21 protein-coding genes are annotated in these 22,134 nt (G+C 38.9%); 17 read left to right on the forward strand and 4 right to left on the reverse strand.

Features of this window, described 5'->3' with window-relative positions; genetic code table 11:
- Positions 1 to 11: 11 nt before the first annotated feature.
- Positions 12 to 1,019, forward strand: a complete 1,008-nt coding sequence (locus CCS90_RS03495; protein ID WP_099018107.1) for a DUF2333 family protein — start codon at positions 12 to 14, stop codon at positions 1,017 to 1,019.
- On the opposite strand, the gene CCS90_RS03500 is transcribed toward CCS90_RS03495, so the two are convergent.
- Positions 1,016 to 2,770, reverse strand: coding sequence for an ArnT family glycosyltransferase (locus tag CCS90_RS03500; protein ID WP_099018108.1), 1,755 nt, complete (start codon positions 2,768 to 2,770; stop codon positions 1,016 to 1,018). The two genes, CCS90_RS03495 and CCS90_RS03500, sit on opposite strands and share 4 nt — an antisense overlap.
- The gene (locus CCS90_RS03505) at positions 2,764 to 4,044 is read right to left on the reverse strand and encodes a transglycosylase SLT domain-containing protein (RefSeq protein WP_218961647.1); all 1,281 of its coding nucleotides are present in this window, start codon (positions 4,042 to 4,044) and stop codon (positions 2,764 to 2,766) included. Before CCS90_RS03505 ends, CCS90_RS03500 begins: the two co-directional genes overlap by 7 nt.
- Positions 4,045 to 4,063: 19 nt before the next feature.
- On the opposite strand from CCS90_RS03505, the gene CCS90_RS03510 reads away from it, so the two are divergent.
- The 16 genes from CCS90_RS03510 to nth all read left to right on the forward strand — a co-directional run bounded on the left by CCS90_RS03510 (position 4,064) and on the right by nth (position 20,332).
- Positions 4,064 to 4,573: a tellurite resistance TerB family protein gene (locus tag CCS90_RS03510; RefSeq protein ID WP_162846707.1), complete on the forward strand. Its 510-nt coding sequence runs from the start codon at positions 4,064 to 4,066 to the stop codon at positions 4,571 to 4,573.
- Positions 4,574 to 4,593: 20 nt separating this feature from the next.
- Positions 4,594 to 5,682 carry a PilT/PilU family type 4a pilus ATPase gene (locus tag CCS90_RS03515; protein ID WP_099018111.1) on the forward strand — a complete coding sequence of 363 codons (1,089 nt, stop codon included), beginning with the start codon at positions 4,594 to 4,596 and terminating at the stop codon, positions 5,680 to 5,682.
- 232 nt (positions 5,683 to 5,914) lie between these two features.
- The gene (locus tag CCS90_RS03520; RefSeq protein ID WP_099018112.1) at positions 5,915 to 6,130 is read left to right on the forward strand and encodes a hypothetical protein; all 216 of its coding nucleotides are present in this window, start codon (positions 5,915 to 5,917) and stop codon (positions 6,128 to 6,130) included.
- 15 nt (positions 6,131 to 6,145) lie between these two features.
- Positions 6,146 to 6,808: a class I SAM-dependent methyltransferase gene (locus CCS90_RS03525; protein ID WP_099018113.1), complete on the forward strand. Its 663-nt coding sequence runs from the start codon at positions 6,146 to 6,148 to the stop codon at positions 6,806 to 6,808.
- 22 nt (positions 6,809 to 6,830) lie between these two features.
- On the forward strand, positions 6,831 to 7,982 hold the full coding sequence (locus CCS90_RS03530; RefSeq protein WP_099018114.1) for a CDP-glycerol glycerophosphotransferase family protein: 1,152 nt from the start codon (positions 6,831 to 6,833) through the stop codon (positions 7,980 to 7,982).
- On the forward strand, positions 7,975 to 9,096 hold the full coding sequence (locus CCS90_RS03535) for a YidC/Oxa1 family membrane protein insertase (RefSeq protein WP_099018115.1): 1,122 nt from the start codon (positions 7,975 to 7,977) through the stop codon (positions 9,094 to 9,096). Before CCS90_RS03530 ends, CCS90_RS03535 begins: the two co-directional genes overlap by 8 nt.
- A 355-nt stretch (positions 9,097 to 9,451) precedes the next feature.
- A complete protein-coding gene (locus tag CCS90_RS03540) occupies positions 9,452 to 10,780 on the forward strand; it encodes a class I SAM-dependent methyltransferase (RefSeq protein ID WP_099018116.1) in 1,329 nt (442 codons plus the stop codon).
- A 373-nt stretch (positions 10,781 to 11,153) separates the two neighbouring features.
- Entirely contained in the window at positions 11,154 to 12,272 is a 1,119-nt protein-coding gene (locus CCS90_RS03545; RefSeq protein WP_162846706.1) for an MBOAT family O-acyltransferase, read from the forward strand.
- A gap of 1 nt (position 12,273) precedes the next feature.
- Positions 12,274 to 13,392, forward strand: a complete 1,119-nt coding sequence (locus tag CCS90_RS03550; protein WP_099018118.1) for an SGNH/GDSL hydrolase family protein — start codon at positions 12,274 to 12,276, stop codon at positions 13,390 to 13,392.
- A gap of 120 nt (positions 13,393 to 13,512) precedes the next feature.
- Positions 13,513 to 14,484: a sulfotransferase family 2 domain-containing protein gene (locus CCS90_RS03555; RefSeq protein WP_162846705.1), complete on the forward strand. Its 972-nt coding sequence runs from the start codon at positions 13,513 to 13,515 to the stop codon at positions 14,482 to 14,484.
- Between the two features lie 204 nt (positions 14,485 to 14,688).
- On the forward strand, positions 14,689 to 15,273 hold the full coding sequence (locus tag CCS90_RS03560; protein ID WP_342775142.1) for an ABC transporter permease: 585 nt from the start codon (positions 14,689 to 14,691) through the stop codon (positions 15,271 to 15,273).
- 1 nt (position 15,274) lies between these two features.
- Positions 15,275 to 16,012, forward strand: coding sequence for an ABC transporter ATP-binding protein (locus tag CCS90_RS03565; protein WP_099018121.1), 738 nt, complete (start codon positions 15,275 to 15,277; stop codon positions 16,010 to 16,012).
- On the forward strand, positions 15,996 to 17,288 hold the full coding sequence (locus CCS90_RS03570) for a glycosyltransferase family 4 protein (protein ID WP_099018122.1): 1,293 nt from the start codon (positions 15,996 to 15,998) through the stop codon (positions 17,286 to 17,288). Before CCS90_RS03565 ends, CCS90_RS03570 begins: the two co-directional genes overlap by 17 nt.
- 15 nt (positions 17,289 to 17,303) lie before the next feature.
- Positions 17,304 to 18,635, forward strand: coding sequence for a hypothetical protein (locus CCS90_RS03575; protein ID WP_099018123.1), 1,332 nt, complete (start codon positions 17,304 to 17,306; stop codon positions 18,633 to 18,635).
- On the forward strand, positions 18,625 to 19,695 hold the full coding sequence (locus CCS90_RS03580; RefSeq protein ID WP_162846704.1) for a sulfotransferase: 1,071 nt from the start codon (positions 18,625 to 18,627) through the stop codon (positions 19,693 to 19,695). The genes CCS90_RS03575 and CCS90_RS03580 overlap by 11 nt, the downstream gene beginning before the upstream one ends.
- Positions 19,688 to 20,332 carry an endonuclease III gene (gene nth, locus CCS90_RS03585; RefSeq protein WP_099018125.1) on the forward strand — a complete coding sequence of 215 codons (645 nt, stop codon included), beginning with the start codon at positions 19,688 to 19,690 and terminating at the stop codon, positions 20,330 to 20,332. Before CCS90_RS03580 ends, nth begins: the two co-directional genes overlap by 8 nt.
- Here the strand turns inward: nth and aroE are convergent.
- On the reverse strand, positions 20,329 to 21,117 hold the full coding sequence (gene aroE, locus CCS90_RS03590) for a shikimate dehydrogenase (protein ID WP_099018126.1): 789 nt from the start codon (positions 21,115 to 21,117) through the stop codon (positions 20,329 to 20,331). The two genes, nth and aroE, sit on opposite strands and share 4 nt — an antisense overlap.
- Positions 21,102 to 22,091: a porphobilinogen synthase gene (gene hemB / locus CCS90_RS03595; RefSeq protein WP_099018127.1), complete on the reverse strand. Its 990-nt coding sequence runs from the start codon at positions 22,089 to 22,091 to the stop codon at positions 21,102 to 21,104. Before hemB ends, aroE begins: the two co-directional genes overlap by 16 nt.
- Between the last annotated feature and the right edge of the window lie 43 nt (positions 22,092 to 22,134).

A 22,134-nucleotide genomic window follows, 5' to 3' on the forward strand; every position in this document is an offset into this window, starting at 1 on the left:
AATGCTCATTTATGGAAAACAGATACTCAACTGCAAAAAAGAAAACCAAATGGTGGCTTTATGGCTTGCTTATTTTCGTGGTGATACAATTTTTAGTGGCCATGTATTACGACCAAGAGCCAGATTTTTTTGATGTTAAGCAAAATGCCAAAGCCCGAGCTGGTTATCATCAACATGAAATGGTGACTGGTTTTACCAGTGGCGCCACTTTCATGGAAGTGACTGATGTGTTGTTGAGTAAACCAGGGGGGTATTTGTCTAATGATATTTTGCCGCCATTTGTCTTGATGGACAATATACCCAATTGGGAATTTGGTGTATTGGTACAAGTGCGCGATTTTGCCAGGGTCATGCGCAATGACATCAGCCGTTCGCAAAGTCAATCATCGGAAGATGAACATTTGGCTGAAGCAGATCCTAAATTTCATTATGACAACAGTTCTTGGATATTACCTCGAACGGAATCTGAATTTCGCAAAGGGCAAGAATTCTTTCATGAGTATTTAACTCAATTGGCAGACACCACAGACCCTGAGGCACAGTTTTTTGCTCGGACTGATAACTTGGTCATTTGGTTGAACTTGGTAGAGAAAAGGCTGGGTTCGCTGTCACAAAAGTTAAGTGCCAGTGTGGGACAAGATCGAATCAATACAGACACCGGTGGCGATGAGGTGGCAACCACTTCCACTTATAAGCCCAGTGAGTTGCGGGTACAAACTTCTTGGTTACAAATTGATGATAATTTTTATGAAGCCAGAGGGGCCACGTGGGCGTTGATACATTTCATGAAAGCCATTGAGGTCGATTTTAAAGGCGTTTTAGAAAAAAAGAATGCCTTGGTATCGCTGAGGCAGATTGTGCGTGAACTGGAAGCTGCACAAGACACCATTTGGACGCCGATGATATTGAATGGATCTGGTTTTGGCTTTTTTGCCAATCATTCATTGGTTATGGCTTCATATATTTCAAGAGCCAATGCTGGCGTCATTGATTTGCGACAATTGTTAGAAGATGGTTAATTGAGATAAAACTTGGTACTTTTTATGTTTAACCCAAGGTATTCAATCGTTATTTGAAAAGGTCCTGTTTGGACATCATTGGTTTTGAATAGATGCAGGCTATAGTCTTTATCACTTAGCGGCTCGAATAATTGGTTTGTCCCCAGCGTTTGTTTCGTTGGATTGAGCACTGTTTTTGTGTCGTCTTGCATGACGCTGACCTTTGCCGTTTGCGACTTTGGTAACAAGACCCAACCTGTTAAATGTTGCTCGCTTGTTTCGAGGTAAATGATTGGCGGTAAACTGCAGACTCCGGTGCCGGTTTTGAAATAATAATAGGATTTTATGCCATCTGAAACATCAAGGTGATCAATCATTTGAATGCCTTTCAGTTTTTCACAGGCTGATAAATAAAATGGAATCATTTGTTCCAATTTCATACCACTGTGTTCAGTGATCAACAGTCCTTTTTCTGATGTTGCCGATTGGTGATAGCCCATGATCGCCAATTGTTGTTCTCTGCCATGTTTGGTGTTTGAAGGGTGAGTGAGGCTGGTAAACTTGGTTGGTTCTTTAGAGTAAAACTTCAATGCAGCCAACGTCATAAAATGATCAGTCACAATGAATGTAGAGGGGGTGCTTTGTAACAGGGAGGTTGTTTTGATTGCCATTTGCTGCCAACCACGAAAATTTTCAGTGAACTGTGCATTGAGCTTTGTGACTGGATTGGCCAAATGCAAGGCATAAAACAAGGCAGTAATTAATGCAAAACTGCTGATGACACCAGTGAGTACAGACCATGATTTAAGTTTTTTGTCTGTAGGCACCGAAGAGGCAACCACCAACAGCAACACATATGAAAAAAGGGTCCAGTGCACATTAAACCTCATGTTATCGGTGAAGAAGCCCAATGCGGCATAGATGATCCAGTGCCCCAGCGCAATGTATGCCAGGGTTTTTTGCATCTGGTTCAATGATTGCATTTGTATGATTACCTTGGCACAAAGCCAAAAAACCAGGGGCGAAGCCACCAAAAGTTGAATCGGAAAAAAATTAAAATGCGAGGCCTGAAATGCCCAGGGATGTCGCTCACTGAGTTGAAAGGTCAGCAAGGAAAAATCATTTTGTAAGTTGAAAAGTATGATGGGGATAAAGCCAATCAACATGATCGGCAAACTGAAATAAATCAATTTTTTTATGACTTTTTGGTGGTTTCTGAAACGCCATAAAACAACCCAACAAGCCAGAAAAACAATGATCCAAAAACGGACATGAACGTTGATTCCACAGGCCAGTATGACCCCAAGTAAAATAAAGTCAATATGGCCATGGCTATGGGTGCATTGAATCAGTAATAAAACACTCAATAACCCAAAAAACAGCAGCCAAATGTCTGGAACAGCCAGTATTCCGACCACTGACAATAAAGGCAATGCCATTACAAGCAAGCCTGTTTCCCATGGGTTGAATGACTTGGATTCTGTTAACTTTTGGTTGATTAACATGCCCAGCCAAGGCAGGCTCCACGCCGCCATCAACCCAGGCAATCTGACTGTCAATTCATGCTGCGGTAGCAGCCATTGGCTCAACGACACGGCCCATTGCGTCCATCCTGGTAATTCTGCATATGACCAAGCCAAATGTTGGCTTTCCAGCCAGTAAAAGGCTTCGTCACCAAACAGTTGATGATGAAAAGCTGAATATATTTGAAGGCAAACCAATGCGGCAAAAGTCCCAAGGAACAGCCATTTTGATTTGTTTTCAATCAGCATTGAGGTACTTTAAGTTTTTTTCCGGCATTGATTAAATAACGAGGGGCCTTTATTTTATTCAATTGTGCAATTTCTCTTTTGCTCGAGCACTTAAACTTTCTGCTGATTGTGCTTAATGAATCACCTTGTTTAATTTTGTACCAAGTGAACATCGGGCGATCAGGAAAGTCGGCGTCATGAATTTTCTTTGCCAAACCCATCAATTCTGTGTCTTGACAAGTTGAATCAAACACAGGTTTCAATTCATGTGGTATCACTATGACGGCATTTTGTTTGATGACCCTTTTGGCCTTGATGGTGGCATTGAGGTTTCTTAAAATTCGATACCAGCCGATGTCGTTGTTGTATTGGCCAAAGCAGACGGCCAGCTCACTCAACGAAGTGTCGGTTTTGGCCCTTACGATGGCGGTTGACCCATCAATGTCATTGAGTACCACATTAAAGGCCTCTGGGTTGTCAAATATAAGCTTGGCTGATAAGACAATTGCGATGTAGTCTTGGGTTTCGCTGGGTAGGTCATAAAAAAATTGATTGTTCCAAATAGATTGATTTTGGTGCTTCTTATTCAACCGTCTGAAACGATTTTCACCGGCATTATAAGCGGCCAAGATTTTGGCCAAATCATCACCATATAGGTTGCGCTGTTCCTCAATATAGCTGGCTGCGCCCTTGGCCGCAGATTCTGGGTGGAACCGGGCATCATAGTCTCCAATGGTGCCTCTGACGCCGAATCGATCGGCAGTGGCCGGCATGAACTGAAATAATCCACTGGCACCAGCTGAAGACATGGAATGAACACGACCACCTGACTCCTGAGCAATGATGGCCAAGAAAAATGATTCAGGAATGTCCTTTGCAGCAAAAGCAGGATAGATTTGGGCTTTTAGAAATTGGTAGTTATTCCAAGTTTCTATCAATTTAGGTCTTTTCCAAGTCAACCATTCATTCAATGCCGCTTGTACACGGGTATTTTCTAATAAAGGTAATTTTAGGTTTGATTGTGGAATCACGGTCTGCTCATCAAGCATTGCGTTTAGTTCCTCTTCAGGCAAAGCAATGGCCAATTCTTTTTCAATTTTTGCTTGTTCTGCCAAGTCGGTGAAGTAAGTATTTAAGGTTTCTAAGCAAGTGGTGTCTTTTTGACACTGCTTGATGCCATCAATCAATACATCAGTACTCAAAGGTTCGGGTTCTGAATAAGCTTCAGCAATAGTGGCTTTTTTCTGGCAGGCAGAAAAAATGAAGAGGGCAAAAGTGATCAAAAATAGTCGCATATTTGTCTTGGCAGTTTTCATGGGTATTGTGTATTATCAGTATTTATTTTGTGTCATCAACCATTCTGTCATGAATTTATTGAATTCAATCAAATCACTTATGAACATCAATTTAGGCGAAAAAGTCCTTAATGCAGATGAAAGCAAGGAATTGAATCATGCGATTGTAGAATTGATGCTAGAAATGGTCAAAGCAGATTTTGTTGAGCTGCATGCGGAAAAACAAGCTTTGGGCATATATTTGTCACAATCTTTGCATTTACCAAAAGATGAGGTTGCTAATTACATTGAAGCAGCTGAAGACAGGATTAACTTTTCAATATCGCTTGAATCTCAAACCAATGTCATTAATAATTACTTAGCCAAAGAACAAAAAATTGAATTGATGAATCATTTATGGCAACTTGCCATTGCGGACAATCAAATACATTTGTTGGAAGAAAATTTATTCTATAAAGCGGGTGCCTTGTTGGGTATTAAAAAATCACTCCTTGTAGCGATTTGTCAACAAACGGGTCAATCTGACTGATAGAAACAAAAGAGGAAATTATGGATTTAACACACTTTCTGAAAACCATGCGTGAAAGTAATGGTTCTGACATGTATTTAAGTACAGGTGCCCCAATCAATGTAAAAACCGAAGGTGTGCTTGAATCATTAAGCAGTACAGGCTTGCCACCAGGCATTGTGGAAAAAATCGCATACTCCTTAATGGATGATAGGCAAATAAAGGAATTTGAGGATACCATGGAGTGCAACTTGGCGGTGTCAATCAAAGGTGTGGGCCGTTACCGAGTTAATGTGTTCAGGCAAAGGGGCGAAGTTTCAATGGTGATTCGGACCATCAAAAGCACGATTCCTAAATTGGACGAATTAAACATGCCGCCACATTTGTATGATTTAATCATGGAAAAACGTGGATTGATATTGGTGGTTGGAGCAACCGGTTCAGGAAAATCGACTACCATGGCCTCGATGATTGATTATCGTAATTCCAATGTATCAGGTCATATTTTGACCATAGAAGACCCCATTGAGTATGTTCACAAACACAAAAAATCAGTGGTCAATCAAAGAGAAATTGGGATTGACACTCTGGGCTATGCGCCGGCTTTAAAAAATGCCCTCAGGGAAGCGCCCGATTTGATCTTAATCGGTGAAATTAATGATGCGGAAACCATGGAAGCAGCGGTTTCATTTGCCGAAACTGGGCATTTGTGCATGGCCACCTTGCATGCCAACAATTCAGATCAAGCGATGGAGCGGGTGCTTAACTTTTTTCCCAGTGACATGCACAACAATGTTTTGATGAATTTAGCCTTGAACCTAAAAGCGGTCATCTCTCAGCGTTTGGTGATTGATGTTAAAGGTAAGAGAAGGCCGGCATGTGAAGTATTGATAAACACGCCACAAATCAGGGAAATGATTCGTCGTGGTCAAATCAATGAACTTAAAATGGCCATGGATCAGTCGCTTGAAGACGGCATGCAAACTTTTGACCAAGCCCTTTATGACATGTATAAAAATGGCATCATCAATCTTGAAGAAGCCCTTTCCAATGCCGATTCTGCACAAGGTCTTGAAGTTAAGATCAACCTTTCAAGTGAGGATGACACGGCTGGAGATGATTACTATTGATCATTGTTGGGAGCGGATTCTCAGTTGATTGAATCATTAATGTCAATCTGCTTGGATATAGATCGGCAGATTGATTGAAATCCCCTTGTCACATTTAAAGTGATCACTGACGAGACCTGAGTCTGAGGCTGAAGAGCTGAACTTAACATTCCTCAGGCAAATGCTAAAACCCGCTTACAAATGAAGTGAATCATGTATAATTTCACATGATTTTTATCCGAATGATTGTTTTATGAATAAATTATTTAATATTTTGATTTTAATTTTGTTGCCTACAGTCAGTTTTGCATACATTGATCCAGGCTCCGGCAGTGCAATTATGTCTGCAATCATCGGCTTTTTTGTTGCCATTGGATTGGCCGTTAAAACTTATTGGTATAAGTTGAAGTCGTTTTTTGTTAAAAGTAAAAAGCATGATAAGCAAGATCAGAATGATGCAGAAGATTAATTAAAAGGAATTTTCATGACTGAAAAAAACATTGATTACAACAAACAATATTGGAATGAATTTTACAAGAATAACCACAAGTTAACCCCATCGCAATTTTGTGTCAGTGTACTGACTGAATTGGCTGATCAAACGTGTTTGGTTGAATTAGGCAGTGGTAATGGCAGAGATTCATTTTATTTTTCAAGCCAAGGGTTTGTGACCGTAGCCATGGACTTGTCAAAACAAGCCATTGAAAGTTGTAAGCAACAAGCCACCCAAAGAAAAATCAAGCATGCTTCATTTTATCAAGGTGATCTGACTTCGAGCAGCGATGTAGGTCATGTCATTGCAAAGGCCAGAACAGACAAAAAAGAAGGTGGGGACATGGCATTTTATTCCCGATTTGTGATGCATTCATTGGACGATGAGCAAGAACAAGCCTTTTTAGGCATTTTATCTGAACAGGTCTTGTCGGGTGAAAAGGTCTATTTTGAATTCAGGTCTAAAGAAGATGAAAACTTGGACAAGCATTTTGGTAATCACTACAGAAGGTATGTTGACACTGCTGTGTTCAAACAAAGGCTTGATGCCGCTGGCTTTGAATTGGAATATGAAGTGATTGGACAAGGAATGGCCAAATACAAAGAAGAAGACCCTTTTGTGGCCAGGTTTATCGCCAGAAAAGTAAACAATTGATTGTTTGAATCTGGAATAAATAATGAAATTTTTCAAGCACCTGAAAAATGTAATTGCTTTCAATCAACTTGATGTCAAGAACCGTCAAATCGTTTTTTATTCAGAAGGTAAAAATTACTGGGTACACTTAAAGGGCTTGGTGGAAAAGCTGTTAGAGCAAGGCCAGACCGGTGTTTGTTATGTCAGCTCTGGAGCCAATGATCCCGGCTTAGCGGTCGAACATGAAAATTACCACAGTTTTTTAATTGATGAAGGTTGGGTAAGGAATTGGTGGTTTGAAAATTTAAAAGCTGATTTATTGGTATTGAGCATGCCTGACATTCATCAATACCAAGTTAAACGGTCCAAGTTTCCAGTACATTATGTTTATGTTCAACACTCTCTGGTCAGTAAACACATGGTTTATCGAAAGGGTGCTTTTGATTATTATGATTCAATTTTCTGTGCCGGACCACACCACATCAAAGAAATCAAAGCCATAGAGTCCTTGTATAAATTGCCTGAAAAAGCGTTGTATAAACATGGTTATTCAAGACTGGATTCAATCATAAAAAATGCATCGAGAAGGCCAAACAAAACAACACCTGACAATCAAAACCATGTGCTGATTGCACCTTCATGGGGGCAAGTTAATGTGGTTGAGGAATTTGGGCTGCAAATAGTTGAAGACTTGTTAAACAATGGCTTCAAAGTCACATTGAGACCACACCCACAAACCATTAAATTTTCACAGGCTAAAGTGGCAGAGATTGTTGCTCAGTTTAAGCATGATTCAAATTTTAGTTTTGAAGGCTCGGTGGATGGTGAACAATCATTGCATCAATCAGATGTGATGATCAGTGATTGGTCTGGAGCCGCATTGGATTACGCCTTTGGCTTGGGCAAACCGGTGTTATTTATTGATGTTCCAAGAAAGGTTAATAACGCAGAATATGAGAAAATTGACATCATTCCATTTGAAGATTCAATAAGAACTCAAATTGGTGAAGTGATGCCGTTGCATGAAGTGGCCAATGTCTCAAAATGGATCCGTCAATGTTTAGCTAAAAAGTCAGCAACGGGTTTTGACCACGGTATTTACAATGTGGGCTGTTCTGATCAAGTTGGTGCAGACCTGATTGTAGAAATTTTAGAAAAAGTTCAACAGGCCAAATCAATGGATTCAAATGCATAAATTCAGTTGTTTGATGTTTGTTTTGATGGCTGTTATGGGAACTCCCGTGCTGCAGGCCAAAGCCATTAATTTGCCAACTAACAACCAAGAACTGAACCAAGTCATCAGCACTCAAGTGGTTGAAACCTACGAATTTTCAGGAATGGCGCTGTACCTTAATCAAGTGTCTTTTTTTGCCTACCAGCAAAATCAACTGAGTCAGTTGGATGGAGAAAATTTTGAAAGTGAAGTTGAATCCATAGAACAAATTATTGTTGTCGGGCGCTTCAATGCGATGATTATCGATATAAATCGCAGCAGCCTAAGCATCCGTAATGGTCAGCTGAACATTGATGACTATCCTGCAGCGGTAAATGGAGTCAGTGTTTATCATAAAAAAGAATTGGCAAACCTGAATCCAGCCTATAAATCCATCAGGTATCATCATTTGTGGTGGCCACTGGCGCAACTGTCAATATTTTTTGAATCAGTACTGGAAATCCTGGGCAGTTGGGTTAATCAACATTGGGGCTGGGCCATATTTATATTTGCAGCATTGGTTAAAATTGTATTTATTCCGCTGTCAATAGTCACCAGAAAGGTACAGGCACAGGTCAATAAAATTCAAGGTGTTTTGGATCCCGAGTTGAAATTAATCAAAACGCAATTTGATGGTGAACAAGCACACCTTAAAATCATGGCCGCACATAAAAAGCATGGCGTGTCACCGTTCTATACCATGAAACCCTTATTGATGACATTGATTCAAATTCCATTTCTGATTGCGATTTTCAATACATTGGGTGAAATGCACGAGTTAAAAGGTGCTGGTTTTTTATGGGTGTCAGACCTTTCATTACCAGACAGGCTATTTAGTTTAGGCTTTGCCATTCCAATGTTTGGTGATTGGTTTAATCTGTTTCCCTTTTTAATGACAGGTATTACACTCTTGACGACAGTAAAGTATGGCGATGATTCATTGCCAGAGTCACTTGTCAAAAACCAACGTCGCAGGTTGTATTTAATGGCAGTGGTGTTTTTTATATTGTTTTATCCATTTCCTGCAGCCATGGTGATGTATTGGGCGTTGGCTAATTTTTGGCAGTTTTTTATTTCAAGAGTTTTTCTTAATTAAAAAAGTAGAATTGTAGTGGTCAAGTAATTTTGGCCACGGTTTTAAATTCCAGCCGGTGCTTTCGCTCTGACTCATTAGGTGTCAGGTCAATATTATTTGTAAGCAAAACAATGAAAATAGAAGATAATACATGCAATTGTCAAAAATACAGTGCAGCTAAAGATTGCAGGTGTCCAGATTTTCAAGGCGTTTTGAATGATGTGTGAAAAAGACAGCTACTTATCACAAAAAACGGTGGGAATTTGTTATATATTTGAATTTATACTTAATAATAAAATCGATAAAAAATGGCTGGTGCTTTATTTGCTGGTAGAGAGCCATTATTTTATTTGATTAAATACCAGAGGATTAACAAATGAAGTTTATTAAGAATTGGCAAAAAGTTTGTGTTTCGCAGGATTATTTTAACGATGAGTTTCAATATATTTTAGAAAAGAAGTTCAATCAAGTCCCGACATTTCACAGAAAACAGTGGGAATTTGTTGTTATATATCTCAACCTATTAAAGAATGGAAAACTCAATAAAGAGTCCATTGGTGCATCATTTGGGGCAGGTCGTGAGCGGTTAATATTTGATGTTTCTAAGGTTGTTAAAGAGTTTACGGCCACAGATTTATATGTTTACAATACAGCCTGGGCAACTGCCAAGGTCGAAAAAGACATGTCTTGTTTGGATTTCGTACTGGAAAAAGCACCTAAAAACTTTGATGACAGTAATTTAACTGTCAAAGAAATGGATATGAGGGATTTAGATTTCTCTGATAATTCTTTAGATTTTGCATATTCATCCTGTGCCTTTGAACATATTGGGCATTTTGATGATTTTGTTCAACATCTTAAAGAAGTCAAAAGAACGCTAAAAGAAGGTGGTGTTTATGTGATGACCACAGAACATTTATTTTTGCATGAAACCCTGAAAATGGAAGGTAATTATAAGTTTCAGTTTTCTTTTTTGATGGATATTTTTAAGGCAGCGGACTTTTATCCTGAAAAATCATTTGATGCAGAACTTAAACGGAACGGATTAAATATGCCCGGACCTGATTTATTGCCATTACTGGGGGTTGATCAATCAATTCAAAATGAAACTAAATCACTTATCATTGATCGACATGGTATACCGCATACATCGAGTTGTTATGTATTCAAAAAAGGGTCAGATACACGGCATGTTGAACTGTTAGGCAACTTAGAACAAAGTTCACGATTTTTTAATAGAGTCTTAAAACAAAAAGTTAAAGTTTTGTTCGATGATGTGAAAAGCATTGACCCAAGGCATAATTTGTCACCACAAGGGCGATCTACCTTGAGTGATCACATTGATTATTTGGCCGATGATTTTGAAAAACAAGTTAAACTGTTTCCGCAAGATGACAGTGAATTTGTTTATACTGATTTTATTTATTTTGATGATTTCTCTTTTAATTTTACTGTGTATTTAAGTGTGGAGTCAGCGGTTGAAGTTAAAGTTAAACTTATTGAACGGCCTCAAGTTGATTTTGAAAATAGAACCGAGGTTAAATCAGTGACAAAATCCATCAATAATGAGGCAAAAATATCCATCAATTATTCTGCCAATAAATCTTGTGTTTATGCCTTGGCTGTTTCAACTGAAAATGGCGATGAAATTAAGCTGCATTACTTGGATGTTAGGGCAAGGTTGGTATCAGAGTATGAGGAATGATAAAATATCCTTGTACTGATTTGTTAGAGGTTATCGGGTCAACTGATACAGTTATTTTTCCAAGCTAATAAATAGGCCGATAATGCTTTTTAACAGTGTCTCATTCTTTGTTTTCTTATTTTTTGTTTTAATTATCAGTGCCGTATTGAGGCGATATTCAGCAAAAAGCGAACTGTGGTTTTTGGTTTTAGCAAGCGCTTTCTTTTATGGTCAGTGGAGTTGGAAATACCTAATACTCATTTACACCACTATATGTGTTGATTACCTGTTAGGGCTCAGGTATTACAAAAGTGAACATCCGCAAAAGTATTTAACCATCAGCTTATGTGTCAACTTAGGCATATTGAGCCTATTCAAGTATTTTAATTTTTTAATGGATTCTGTCAATCAAGTCATCGAGGTGAGTGGATTTGATTATCATTTTTCAGCCATAGAAGTATTGTTGCCTGTGGGTATCTCTTTTTATACCTTTCAAAGCATGAGCTATATGATTGATATTCACCGCCAAACACTTAAGCCGCGGAAAAATTTTGTTGACTATGCATTGTTTGTCTCATTTTTCCCGCAGTTGGTTGCTGGACCGATTGTTCGTGCCTCTGAGTTTTTTAAGCAATTGGATGAAAAAAGGCATTTCAGCTTTAAAATGGCTCAAGCAGGAACCCTTTTAATTGTTGTTGGTTTAGTCAAAAAAGTGGTGTTTGCGGATAATCTAGCTTTGTTTGTCGATCCGATTTTTAACCAACCAGAGAATTATTCGGGTCTTATGACGCTTTTGGCCGTTTATGGATTTGCTTTTCAAATATACTTTGATTTTTCAGGGTACACAGATATTGCCATCGGTGTTGCCAAGTTGTTAGGATTTAATTTTCCCCGAAATTTCATGCATCCTTATGTGTCATTATCCATTAGAGATTTCTGGCGCCGTTGGCATATGACATTATCACGCTGGCTAAGGGATTATCTTTATATCAGTTTAGGCGGTAACAGACAGGGTACTTACAAAACGGCGCGTAATCTATTTCTAACCATGTTTTTAGGTGGGCTTTGGCACGGTGCTTCCTGGAACTTCGCTATTTGGGGTGTATTACATGGGGTATATTTATCTATAGAACGGTTCAATGATCATTACAAGTTGATACGATTAAATCCCGATAATAAGCTGGTGCGTTTAATTCAGTGGTTTTGGGTTTTTCACTTAGTGTGTTTTGCATGGATATTTTTTAGGGCTGAAAATTTTAAGGACAGTGCCATAATCTTAAACAATATTGTTTTTTGGAAAAGCCATGTAGGCATGACTTCTAGCGCTGTGCTTTACATGGCATTTATCATGTTTTGTCCACTTTTGCACTGGTTCAGTTCACGCTTTGATGTATCAAAGAATGCCGGAAACTTAGGTGCGTCAAAGTATGTTTGTCTACAGGTGGTTTTGCTGTTTCTGTTAATCTTTTTCAGCACCCAGCAGTCTGATTCTTTTATCTACTTTCAATTCTAATATGATTAAATTTTTTTTACATAAAAAGTTTTGGTTGCCAATGATAATTATTTTGTTGATGTTTTTGGTGCTGGAGCTTTTGTTGAGAATGGGGGTATACAATCCATTATTAAAGCCCACTTCTTATCTGGGTAGTTCCTATGAACGACTGGCCGCATTAAAAGATTTTGGCCTTAATGACATAGACTGGATAACAACCGGTGATTCAAGAATTGATTGGGGTATTAACCATGAAAAACTCAGGCAAGCACAAAAACAAAGGGGGGTGAATCATCTCAGAATGTCATTTGGTGGTGCCGATTTTATGGTTTTACAATCGTTAATTGACTGGTCAATCAAACACATGGATTCATTGGATGGTGTGGTACTTGGGGTATCAGAACATAAATTAACAAATAACAGTACATTCACAAAATTATATCCTATCGCTTGGCCTTTCAGGGAATCGCTTAATTTCGAGCGGTATAATATTATGCCGGCTGATTTAAAAAGAAGGCGACACTATTACGGGCTTGCTGTGGTGAACTATATAAGTGACATTAAAGATTTCATCACAAATCCTCTTGATCGGATAAAAGAACTTAAAAAAGCGCAACAACAAAAACCTGTGAATATTTTCGATTACAACAATAAGCTAGTGGGTGATTTATGCGCCTATAGCCTTGATTCACCAGAGTCTTGTATCCAAACAGCAAAGCAATTAATGAACAAAAAGCCCATACCATCTGGCTTTAAGTCGCCTGTTAGGTTATGTGGTGCGCCTAACGCCAAGTTGCGCATAAATTCAAACAGAACCACTGCACCCATTAAAGATAAAAGGCGGCTGATCAATGGATGGCGTTCTCTGATTAGGGGTGTGCTTAATAAAGACAAAAAACTGTTATTTGTTTTATTGCCTGATCATGAAATGTATAACTATTTATTGAAACCTAAAAACGCGCATCAGATAACAAAACAAATTATAGCGCCGTTTAAAAGCAATCCAAACTTTATGCTTTTGGATCTCAGGGAGTTTATTCCGCAGCAAGAACAATGTAAATATTATAACGACCCATTACACCTTAATGATAAAGGTGGGCGTTTGCTGACGAAGAAAGTCATTCAAAAGCTCATCAATTAAATTGTTCTTTCGAAGATCTGCATGTGAACCGATTAAGGCAGTCTTTTAACTATTATAATCATGTTTTATTTTCACAGTAAAACTCTGTTAAAATGTGACGTTTGCTTTTTAACAAATATTATGAAAATTTTTAATCGTCAATTTTCCGTCGCAAAAAGTCAAACACGTAAGTGGTATTCCAAAAGTATTGCTGATAGAAATCAACTGAACAATGAAGCCATTGATGAGCGATTGATAGGTTGGGATGAAATGTTGGATAACATACCGGATAGAAAAATAAAGCCTTTTCATGAAAAAACCCATGTGGTTTTTTTTCACATTCCAAAAACTGCCGGTACAACAATGGATTTTGTGATTAGTAAAAACTTAGCTGTCTGGGGTATGTTTAAACACAACGATGGTGATTTCGATCAAAACATTGCTGGGTTTTATAAATTGGGCAAGGCACCCAGAACAATCATGGGGCATCATGACTTAACCAGTTATTTTTATCAATTGTTAGAACGAGAACGTATGGTTCAGTTTACCTGTGTCAGGGAGCCCGTGTCTCGGGTGGTTTCCTATTATGATTTTGTCAAAACTCATCCAGGACATCCGAATTACAAACTAGCGAATCAACTGAGTTTAAAAGAATTTGTTAAGTCACCCAAAAGTGATGAAATGCATAATGCTCAATCATTGAGGCTGTTAGGTTTATTAAATGGTCAGGCGTTTAAAAAAGACAAGCGCACTGATGCTGAATTGATTAGCGATTCAGTGAATCAATTAAAGAACCGGTATTCCTTTTTTGGAGTAACCGAACAATTTGATGCCTTTTTGATGACCTTAGCCAAATTGATGAAATGGCATGATAATTATTATCAACGAAAAAATGTAACTAATAAAAAACTAAAAACCAATATAGATGAAATTGATACTGAAACGATAGATTTGATTAAACAATACAATGCTATAGACATTGAAGTGTATCGACAGGCCAAAGAAATATTTGAACAGCGATGTCAAACGCTTCAAATTACAGATCAGGTTGTCCGTGACTTTCAATCGCGTAATGTAGAGTTTCACCAGTTAGTTAAGGCCAACAAGATATAGTTTTAAATGGATTTTATCACTGACATTAAAGAGGGCTTTAAACGCAGGCGCTTGTGGAAACGCCTCGCAGTATTGGAATTAAAATCCCGCTATCAGGGTGCTTTTATTGGCACCTCGTGGATATTGTTGACGCTGATATTAAAAGTAGGCATGCTTTCTTTGGTCTATTCCATGGTGCTACAACGCGATATCAAAGAGTATGTCTTGTTTTTGGCCATTGGTGTCTTGACTTGGAATTTTATTTCGGCAGCTATTATCAGTAGTGGCATGGTATTTTCAAAAGGCTCAAGTCTTATGCAACAAATGAAATTACCACAGTCAATTTTTGTATTTCAAAACGTCTATCGAGAAACCTTAATTCTTATTTTATATCAGCTTTTTGCCATTCCCTTGTTGATTGCCTTGAAAGGCTTCGCTTTTATCAGTGTGCTCTGGCTGGTGGCTTTGGCAGGCTTTGTATTGATTGTGTTAAATGCATTCTTCGTAAATATGTGGCTGGGCTGGCTGGCTGTCAGGTACAAAGACGTTCAGCCGTTCTTAGGGAGTGTTGTGTTAATTTTGTTTTTAGTTACACCTGTATTATGGCCATTACCTGAGAAATTTAATGATAGTTTATTATTTCTTCTTAATCCATTTTATCATTTATTGGAATTAATTCGAGCACCGGTTCTAAATAACGAAATTCCCGTGTTGTCTTTTTTGGTTGGCATAGGCTGTCTGTTGTTTAATGTTGTCATTTGTATAATCTTTTATCCACGGGTAAAAAATAAATTAGTTCTGTGGTTGTAATATGGCTTCTATTTCATTAAATAATGTTACGTTTTCTTATCAGTATTTCCCATCCATTAGTGGTGGTTTATTTAAAAGTAATGCCGGGTTGAAGCAGAACACGGCGTTAAGTGCATTTAATCTGACTATTAAAGATGGTGATCGGGTGGCATTATTAGGTGTTAATGGTGCCGGAAAATCCACCTTGCTAAAAGTCATTGCAGGCGTCATTCAGCCCGAAAGCGGCGTGGTAAAAACAGAAGGTCAAATTTATTCTTTTTTTGGGCGAAGTATTGGTGTTATGCCACAATTATCAGGTTTGGAAAATCTATATTTGCGCGGCTTATTGCTTGATTTAGACGACCAAAGGATAGAACAGAAAATCCAAGAGATTATCGAGTTTACTGAATTAGGCCATGATATTGAGCGCCCAGTATCAACTTATTCACAAGGTATGAAGGCTCGACTGACATTTGGTATGCTGATGTTTGTTGAAGCCGATATCATGTTACTGGATGAAGGTTTGGCAGCCGGTGATCAATTTTTTATTGAAAAAGCCAAAAAGTTTATAGACTCACTTCTGGATAAGTCAAAAATATTGGTCTTTGCCAGTCACTCTAACCATTTATTAAAAAGGTTTTGTAATAAAGCCATTTTAATTGATAAGGGTCAAATCAAAGATTTTGGTGAGCTTGGTACTATAATGAAGCGCTATAGTCATATTAAAGATACAAAGAAGGCAAATGAAAAAGAAACCTAACATTCTTGTTGATGGATTTAACCTTGGATTAAGAAAAGGTTCGGGAATTAAAACCTATGGTATGACTTTATTGGATGCATATAAAGCCTTGGGATTTGAGGTGGGTGTGCTGCTGGACAATAACTTTGTGTCAGGAAAAGATCAATTAATAGATGAGGTGAGTCTTTTTGACCAAGATGAAGTTCGTCCTGTGCCGATGTTAAATTATCAATGGTTCAGGAATTTAAAAACCTTGAGTTATTTGTTTCGTCAAAGAAAGGCCCATTCTGTGATTCCTCATGTAACTGAACCAGATCCTGAAAATTATTTATCGCGTGTCGGTGGTGACAAATACCAGTACATCGAAAATATCGGTGATGTGTTCAATAATGCCACCAGATTGTTTGCGTTCACGAAAAAAGTCACAAAAATAAAACCCAAAATCAAACCAGACATACTTCACCTGACCACCCCATGGCCAATCAAAATTTCAGGGGTGAAAACGGTGGTAACCATCCATGATTTAATACCTTTGAAGGTGCCTTTTACCACTTTAGATATGAAAGTGCATTTTTATGAATTGTTTAAATGGGCAGCCGAATCAGCCGATTTGATTTTGTCGGTATCGGAGCATACCAAAAAAGACATCATGGAAATTTATGGTGTACCTGAAGAAAAAATCAAAGTCACCTATCAATCTTTCAAGGGCGGTGAAGTTAAAGTCAACAAAGAAGATTCAGAATTGTATCTGAAATCAAGAAAATTGGTGCCTGAAAAATATATTTTATTTGTAGGCAATATAGAACCCAAGAAAAATATCAAACAATTGATTCGGGCTTTTGCCTATATTAAAAAGGGATATAAATTAGCCATTGTTGGTCACAAAGCATGGATGTCTGAGTCTCAATTATTTGGTTTGCAAAAATACTTGAAGAAAAAAGAGTATGTGATGTTAGATTATGTCACTGAAGAAGAGTTGGCGATGCTGTATTCAAATGCATTTTGTATGGTTTTTCCTTCTTTGTATGAGGGTTTTGGCTTACCTGTTTTAGAGGCCATGCAGAACAACTGCCCTGTCATTTGTTCTGACCGTTCTTCATTGCCAGAAGTGGGTGGGGATGCTGCTTTGTATGTTGATCCTTACAAGTTTTCCGATATCAGAATGCAATTAGACAAACTCATTACCAATCCAGCTTTGAGGCTACAAATGATAGAAAAGGGAAAAGCAAGGGTGAAGTTTTTTAGCCCTGAAAATTATGCCAAGCGGATTAAAGAAGCTTATGAAGGACTGGTTTAATCAGCGTGAAAAATGATGAGTCATTGGTTTAAGTTTTTCCAACAGAAGGACCGGAAACCAGCATGTTATTTTGCTCACATTCCAAAAACAGCAGGCACCAGTTTTATTGTTTTGTTGGATCGATTTTATCAAGCCAATCAGATATACCCACATCAATTGTGGCGAGATGCTGGATGCATTGATGTCGTTGATAACAATAAATACAGGTTGTATCGAGGGCATTTTGGCGGGGGTGGTGTAGACGTATTGACTGATCGTCCATTGACTTATTTAACCATTTTGAGAAATCCGCATTCATTGGCATTGTCTACGTATCAATTTGTTAAACGGGAAAGTAACACCAAAGTCCATCAATTGTTGAATGAACTTAACATGAGTTTTTCAGATTTTCTTGGGCACCCGATGACTCAGCCTTTGGTACAAAACCGAATGGTGAGGAACCTGTCTTTTGACTTCAAAAAAGACCCAGCAGCTCAAGAAGTGTTTCTATCGGCTGAAACCATTGAATACTTACAACCCATTATTCAAAATCACAATAAACCCATTTCAGAATCAAAGCGATTACAACGTGCCAAAGCATTTATAAAACGATGTCATTGGTTTGGTTTGTTGGAACGGTTTGAGGAGTCATTACAGTTGCTGTGTTATCAGATGCATTGGCCACCATTCGGACAAACCCAGAAGCTCAATACGCACAACAATAAAATTGAGTTCAAAGATCAGGAAATGTCGTTACTGAGCAAAGTCAATCAACAGGACAGTGAATTGTATGCATTTTCTGAAGCTGTTTTTGTAAAAAAAGTACAGCAGATGAAGCACGGTTTACAACGATTCATGTCGCAACCTGGTCAGGGCATTGATGAATTATTGGATTTGTCTTATCAGCATCATCATGCAAAAAAAGTAGCCAATAGTTTAAATGTAAGTTTTAAATATGGCTTTGATCAAATTTTGTTGGGCAATCAGTGGCATCGACGAGAATTGATGCATCCTGAAAATGAGTACTTCAGATGGACTGGCCCTGGAACAACTTCAAGTATTGATTTTTGGTTAAAGCCACAAAATTATGACATCAGTATACGGGTTATAAACGCAACTTCAATTGACGTTTTGAATCAACTACTCATTGAAATTAACGGTCAGCAGGTCGATTGGCAAACCAGTGATACGGGTGTGGTAAGGATACTGCAGTTAAGCTGTCCTGAAGTTTACATAAAAGACAATGGCTTGCTAAGATTGACAATGACTTGTCATTCCATGATCAGTCATCAAGAGGCATTTGATTCAGATGATGAAAGGCTTGTTGGATTGGCCGTTCATTGGATACAATTTAAACATGTCAGTTGAAAACCAAGCCATTTTTATCACTGGAAGGTTCCGTTCGGGAACTTCTTTTTTGTGGCAGTTGTTTGACCAACTTGATGGTTACTGTGCCTGGTATGAGCCATTACATCCACAGTTATTAGCTGCCATCAACCACATACAACCCAAACAGGACCATGTGGGGATTCAAGATTATTGGACGACTTATCGGCAACACCCTGGTTTTGAAAAATACCACGACATGTCTTTTGCCACCCAAAATTTATACCTAGAAGCCAATGATGATGAAGCAAGATTGGCAGCATACATCAATCAATTGATCGAACTTTCTGGGGATGAAGTGCCTGTGTTGCAATTCAACCGAGTGGATTTTCGTTTACCTTGGTTGCGTGCCAATTTTCCAAACGCAAAGATCATTCATATAGCAAGAAATCCCTTACAGCTATACCATTCTCAGCGCAAACACATAAATTCAGCATGTCGTCATGATGTGAATTATTGGGATGCCTATGAATTATTGCCATGGTGTTATGCTTTGAGCAATGAGTTTCCTTTTCTTTTGAAGGCTAACAGCAAGCATGCCTTTTACCCATTTTACGCACTGTACCAATTATCGAATAGGGTGGCTGAAATTTATGCAGATGTTTCTATCAACCTAGATAAGCATGTGTTTCAAAGTGATGAATTTATTGCAAAATTGAGCCAAGTTGTCAAACTCAATGATCAGCAAAAGCATCACATCAAAACTTTAACTCATGTTCCAGATTTTCCTCTGTTTAATGATGAATTGACTGATGAACTGTCGGTACTGATGACTGAAGTGGATTTGGAATTAACTTCATCTGGTTTAATGGATCATTTTGCCCAATGGCCTTTGTCAAAGATAAAACAGCAATACCAATCTTATTGGCGAAAACACACAGCAGGAACTGGCTGCTATCAGCAGCTACTTCTGCATATACATCAATTGAACAGTGAAATGACAAGAATCTTGGCTGAAAATGATGCCATTAAAAAGCAACTTCATTGTTTGCAAGACCAAATTGAGGTAATGAAAAATAAAGCCCCAACGAATCATGAATAAAACCAAACGAACTGAGATTTTTACTCGGCTGAGGAACATCAACCCAAACCCCACCACTGAATTAGAGTTTTCAAGTCCATTCGAGTTGTTGGTCGCAGTGGCATTATCGGCACAATCAACCGATGTGGGCGTCAACAAAGCCACCAGGCGACTGTTTCCTGTTGCCAATACACCAGAAGCCATTCTGGCGTTAGGAGAAGCGGGTTTAAAGGATTACATTAAAACCATAGGATTATATAACTCCAAAGCCAAACACATCATTCAAACCTGTCGTATATTGGTTGAAAAATTTGACTCAGTTATTCCAGAAAACAGGGAAGATTTAGAGTCGTTGCCGGGTGTGGGTCGAAAAACAGCCAATGTGATATTAAATACGGCATTTGGTCACCCAACCATGGCAGTGGATACCCACATTTACCGAGTTGCCAATCGCACCAAAATCGCTCCAGGTAAAAATGTATTGGAAGTTGAAAAACGCTTGCTTAAGCTGATTCCTCAGGAATTTTTGATCGACGCGCACCATTGGTTGATTCTACATGGTCGTTATGTGTGCAAAGCACGCAAACCGCTTTGTGGTGAATGTGTGATTGTCGATTTGTGTGAATTTAATAAAAAAATCTTACCTGAAAAGTCTTAAGGAATATTTACTTCTGGTTTTTTTCCGAACCAAATGTTAAATGCCAATGCCGCTTGACCGTATAACATGCCCAGTCCATCAAAAACCTGTTTGGCACCATGGACTTTGGTGGCTGAAAGAAATGGCGCCGCAGCATCACCATAACTTAAATCATAAGCGATGGTGTTGTCATGGAACCAATGTTTTTCAAGCTCGGGACAATGACCCTGGTGGCCCATAGATGTGGCATGAATGATTAAATCATACGCTTGTTGCCCATTGGATTTTAAAGCATGGCATTTTTCAAATTGCAGGGCTAAATTTTCGGCTTTTTTGGCATCACGGTTCTTGATGTCTATACGCATAACACCTTGGTCTATTAATGCAGGTATGATTCCTTGGGTGGCGCCGCCTGCTCCAATGATTAGAATACATGCACCTCGCATGGTTACATGCTTGTTAATTAAATCCAGTACCAATCCATCGCCATCTGTATTGTCGCCCCAGAGTTCGTCAGCTTGCCAGTAAACAGTATTAACCGCTTGAGTCAGGTGTGCCCGTTCGGTGTAATGATCCAACAAAGGCATGATATTGCTTTTGTGCGGTAAAGTGACATTGCAGCCATGGGCGGTTTTGATCCATTGCTTGAAATCTGCTGGTAAATTGGCTGCTGTGGTGTCAATCAATTGGTAATTCAATGAAATACCAAATTGCTTGGCAAATGCGGCATGTATACGTGGTGACTGACTGTGTGCAACAGGATGACCTAATAAGCCCAATTGGAAAGTTTTTATGGGTTCAGCCATTGAGTCACACGGTCAGCATAATAAGTCAAAATGGCATCTGTGCCAGCACGTTTGAAACACAGCAAAGCTTCCATAACGGCTTTTTGTTCTTCAAGGAAACCGTTGTCAATGGCACTTTGAAGCATGGCATATTCGCCAGAGACTTGATATGCACAAATGGGTACGTTGAAATGATCTTTAGCGGTTTTAATGATGTCTAAATAGGGCATGCCAGGTTTGACCATCACCATGTCAGCACCTTCAGCGATATCCATCGCAATCTCATCAATCGCCTCCAATGCATTGGCTGGGTTCATTTGGTAGCTGGCTTTGGAGCTCTTACCTAAGTTTCCTGCAGAACCGACAGCATCTCTGAATGGACCGTAGAAAACCGATGCGTATTTGGCAGAATAAGCCAGAATAGCCGTGTTGTGGTGTTTCTTAAGCTCTAAAGCATCACGAATTGAACCAATTCGACCATCCATCATGTCAGAAGGAGCCACCACATCAGCACCTGCCTTTGCATGCGATAAAGCCTGCATCACCAATGCTTTGATGGTCACATCATTCAGGATATCACCTTGTTCATTGATGATGCCGTCTTGCCCGTGGGAGGTGTAAGGGTCCAGGGCCACATCAGTGATAACCACGAGTTCTGGCAAAGCCGATTTGATGGTTTTGACTGTTTTTTGTACCAACCCCTCTGGATTCCATGCTTCAACCGCATCATCAGATTTGTATTCATCATCAACCACCGGAAATATCGCAATGGCATTCAAGCCCTTTTCGTGTAAGGGGGTTAACTGGTCCAACAAAACATCTACACTCATGCGTTGTACACCTGGCATCGATGCGATGGTCTCAGATCGATTAAAACCATCCAAAACAAATACCGGCCAAATCAAGTCATTAACGGTTAAGTTATTTTCCTGACTGAGGTTACGAATGGCCTGTGAAGCGCGCAGTCTTCTTTTTCTGGTAAATGGGTATTCCATGTTGAATCACTAACAAAGGTAAGAATAGGTGATAGTTTAGATA

The sequence above is a fragment of the Marinicella litoralis genome, assembly GCF_002591915.1.
GTDB lineage: Bacteria > Pseudomonadota > Gammaproteobacteria > Xanthomonadales > Marinicellaceae > Marinicella > Marinicella litoralis.

Coding starts and splice junctions, on each gene's coding strand:
- CCS90_RS03575 (WP_099018123.1), top strand. CDS start 17,304: ATGAGTCATTGGTTTAAGTTTTTCCAACAGAAGGACCGGAAACCAGCA.
- CCS90_RS03555 (WP_162846705.1), top strand. CDS start 13,513: ATGAAAATTTTTAATCGTCAATTTTCCGTCGCAAAAAGTCAAACACGT.
- CCS90_RS03565 (WP_099018121.1), top strand. CDS start 15,275: ATGGCTTCTATTTCATTAAATAATGTTACGTTTTCTTATCAGTATTTC.
- CCS90_RS03495 (WP_099018107.1), top strand. CDS start 12: ATGGAAAACAGATACTCAACTGCAAAAAAGAAAACCAAATGGTGGCTT.
- CCS90_RS03515 (WP_099018111.1), top strand. CDS start 4,594: ATGGATTTAACACACTTTCTGAAAACCATGCGTGAAAGTAATGGTTCT.
- hemB (WP_099018127.1), bottom strand. CDS start 22,091: ATGGAATACCCATTTACCAGAAAAAGAAGACTGCGCGCTTCACAGGCC.
- nth (WP_099018125.1), top strand. CDS start 19,688: ATGAATAAAACCAAACGAACTGAGATTTTTACTCGGCTGAGGAACATC.
- CCS90_RS03550 (WP_099018118.1), top strand. CDS start 12,274: ATGATTAAATTTTTTTTACATAAAAAGTTTTGGTTGCCAATGATAATT.
- CCS90_RS03580 (WP_162846704.1), top strand. CDS start 18,625: ATGTCAGTTGAAAACCAAGCCATTTTTATCACTGGAAGGTTCCGTTCG.
- CCS90_RS03545 (WP_162846706.1), top strand. CDS start 11,154: ATGGATTCTGTCAATCAAGTCATCGAGGTGAGTGGATTTGATTATCAT.
- CCS90_RS03505 (WP_218961647.1), bottom strand. CDS start 4,044: ATGCGACTATTTTTGATCACTTTTGCCCTCTTCATTTTTTCTGCCTGC.
- CCS90_RS03535 (WP_099018115.1), top strand. CDS start 7,975: ATGCATAAATTCAGTTGTTTGATGTTTGTTTTGATGGCTGTTATGGGA.
- CCS90_RS03500 (WP_099018108.1), bottom strand. CDS start 2,770: ATGCTGATTGAAAACAAATCAAAATGGCTGTTCCTTGGGACTTTTGCC.
- CCS90_RS03530 (WP_099018114.1), top strand. CDS start 6,831: ATGAAATTTTTCAAGCACCTGAAAAATGTAATTGCTTTCAATCAACTT.
- CCS90_RS03570 (WP_099018122.1), top strand. CDS start 15,996: ATGAAAAAGAAACCTAACATTCTTGTTGATGGATTTAACCTTGGATTA.
- CCS90_RS03540 (WP_099018116.1), top strand. CDS start 9,452: ATGAAGTTTATTAAGAATTGGCAAAAAGTTTGTGTTTCGCAGGATTAT.
- aroE (WP_099018126.1), bottom strand. CDS start 21,117: ATGGCTGAACCCATAAAAACTTTCCAATTGGGCTTATTAGGTCATCCT.
- CCS90_RS03525 (WP_099018113.1), top strand. CDS start 6,146: ATGACTGAAAAAAACATTGATTACAACAAACAATATTGGAATGAATTT.
- CCS90_RS03520 (WP_099018112.1), top strand. CDS start 5,915: ATGAATAAATTATTTAATATTTTGATTTTAATTTTGTTGCCTACAGTC.
- CCS90_RS03510 (WP_162846707.1), top strand. CDS start 4,064: ATGGGTATTGTGTATTATCAGTATTTATTTTGTGTCATCAACCATTCT.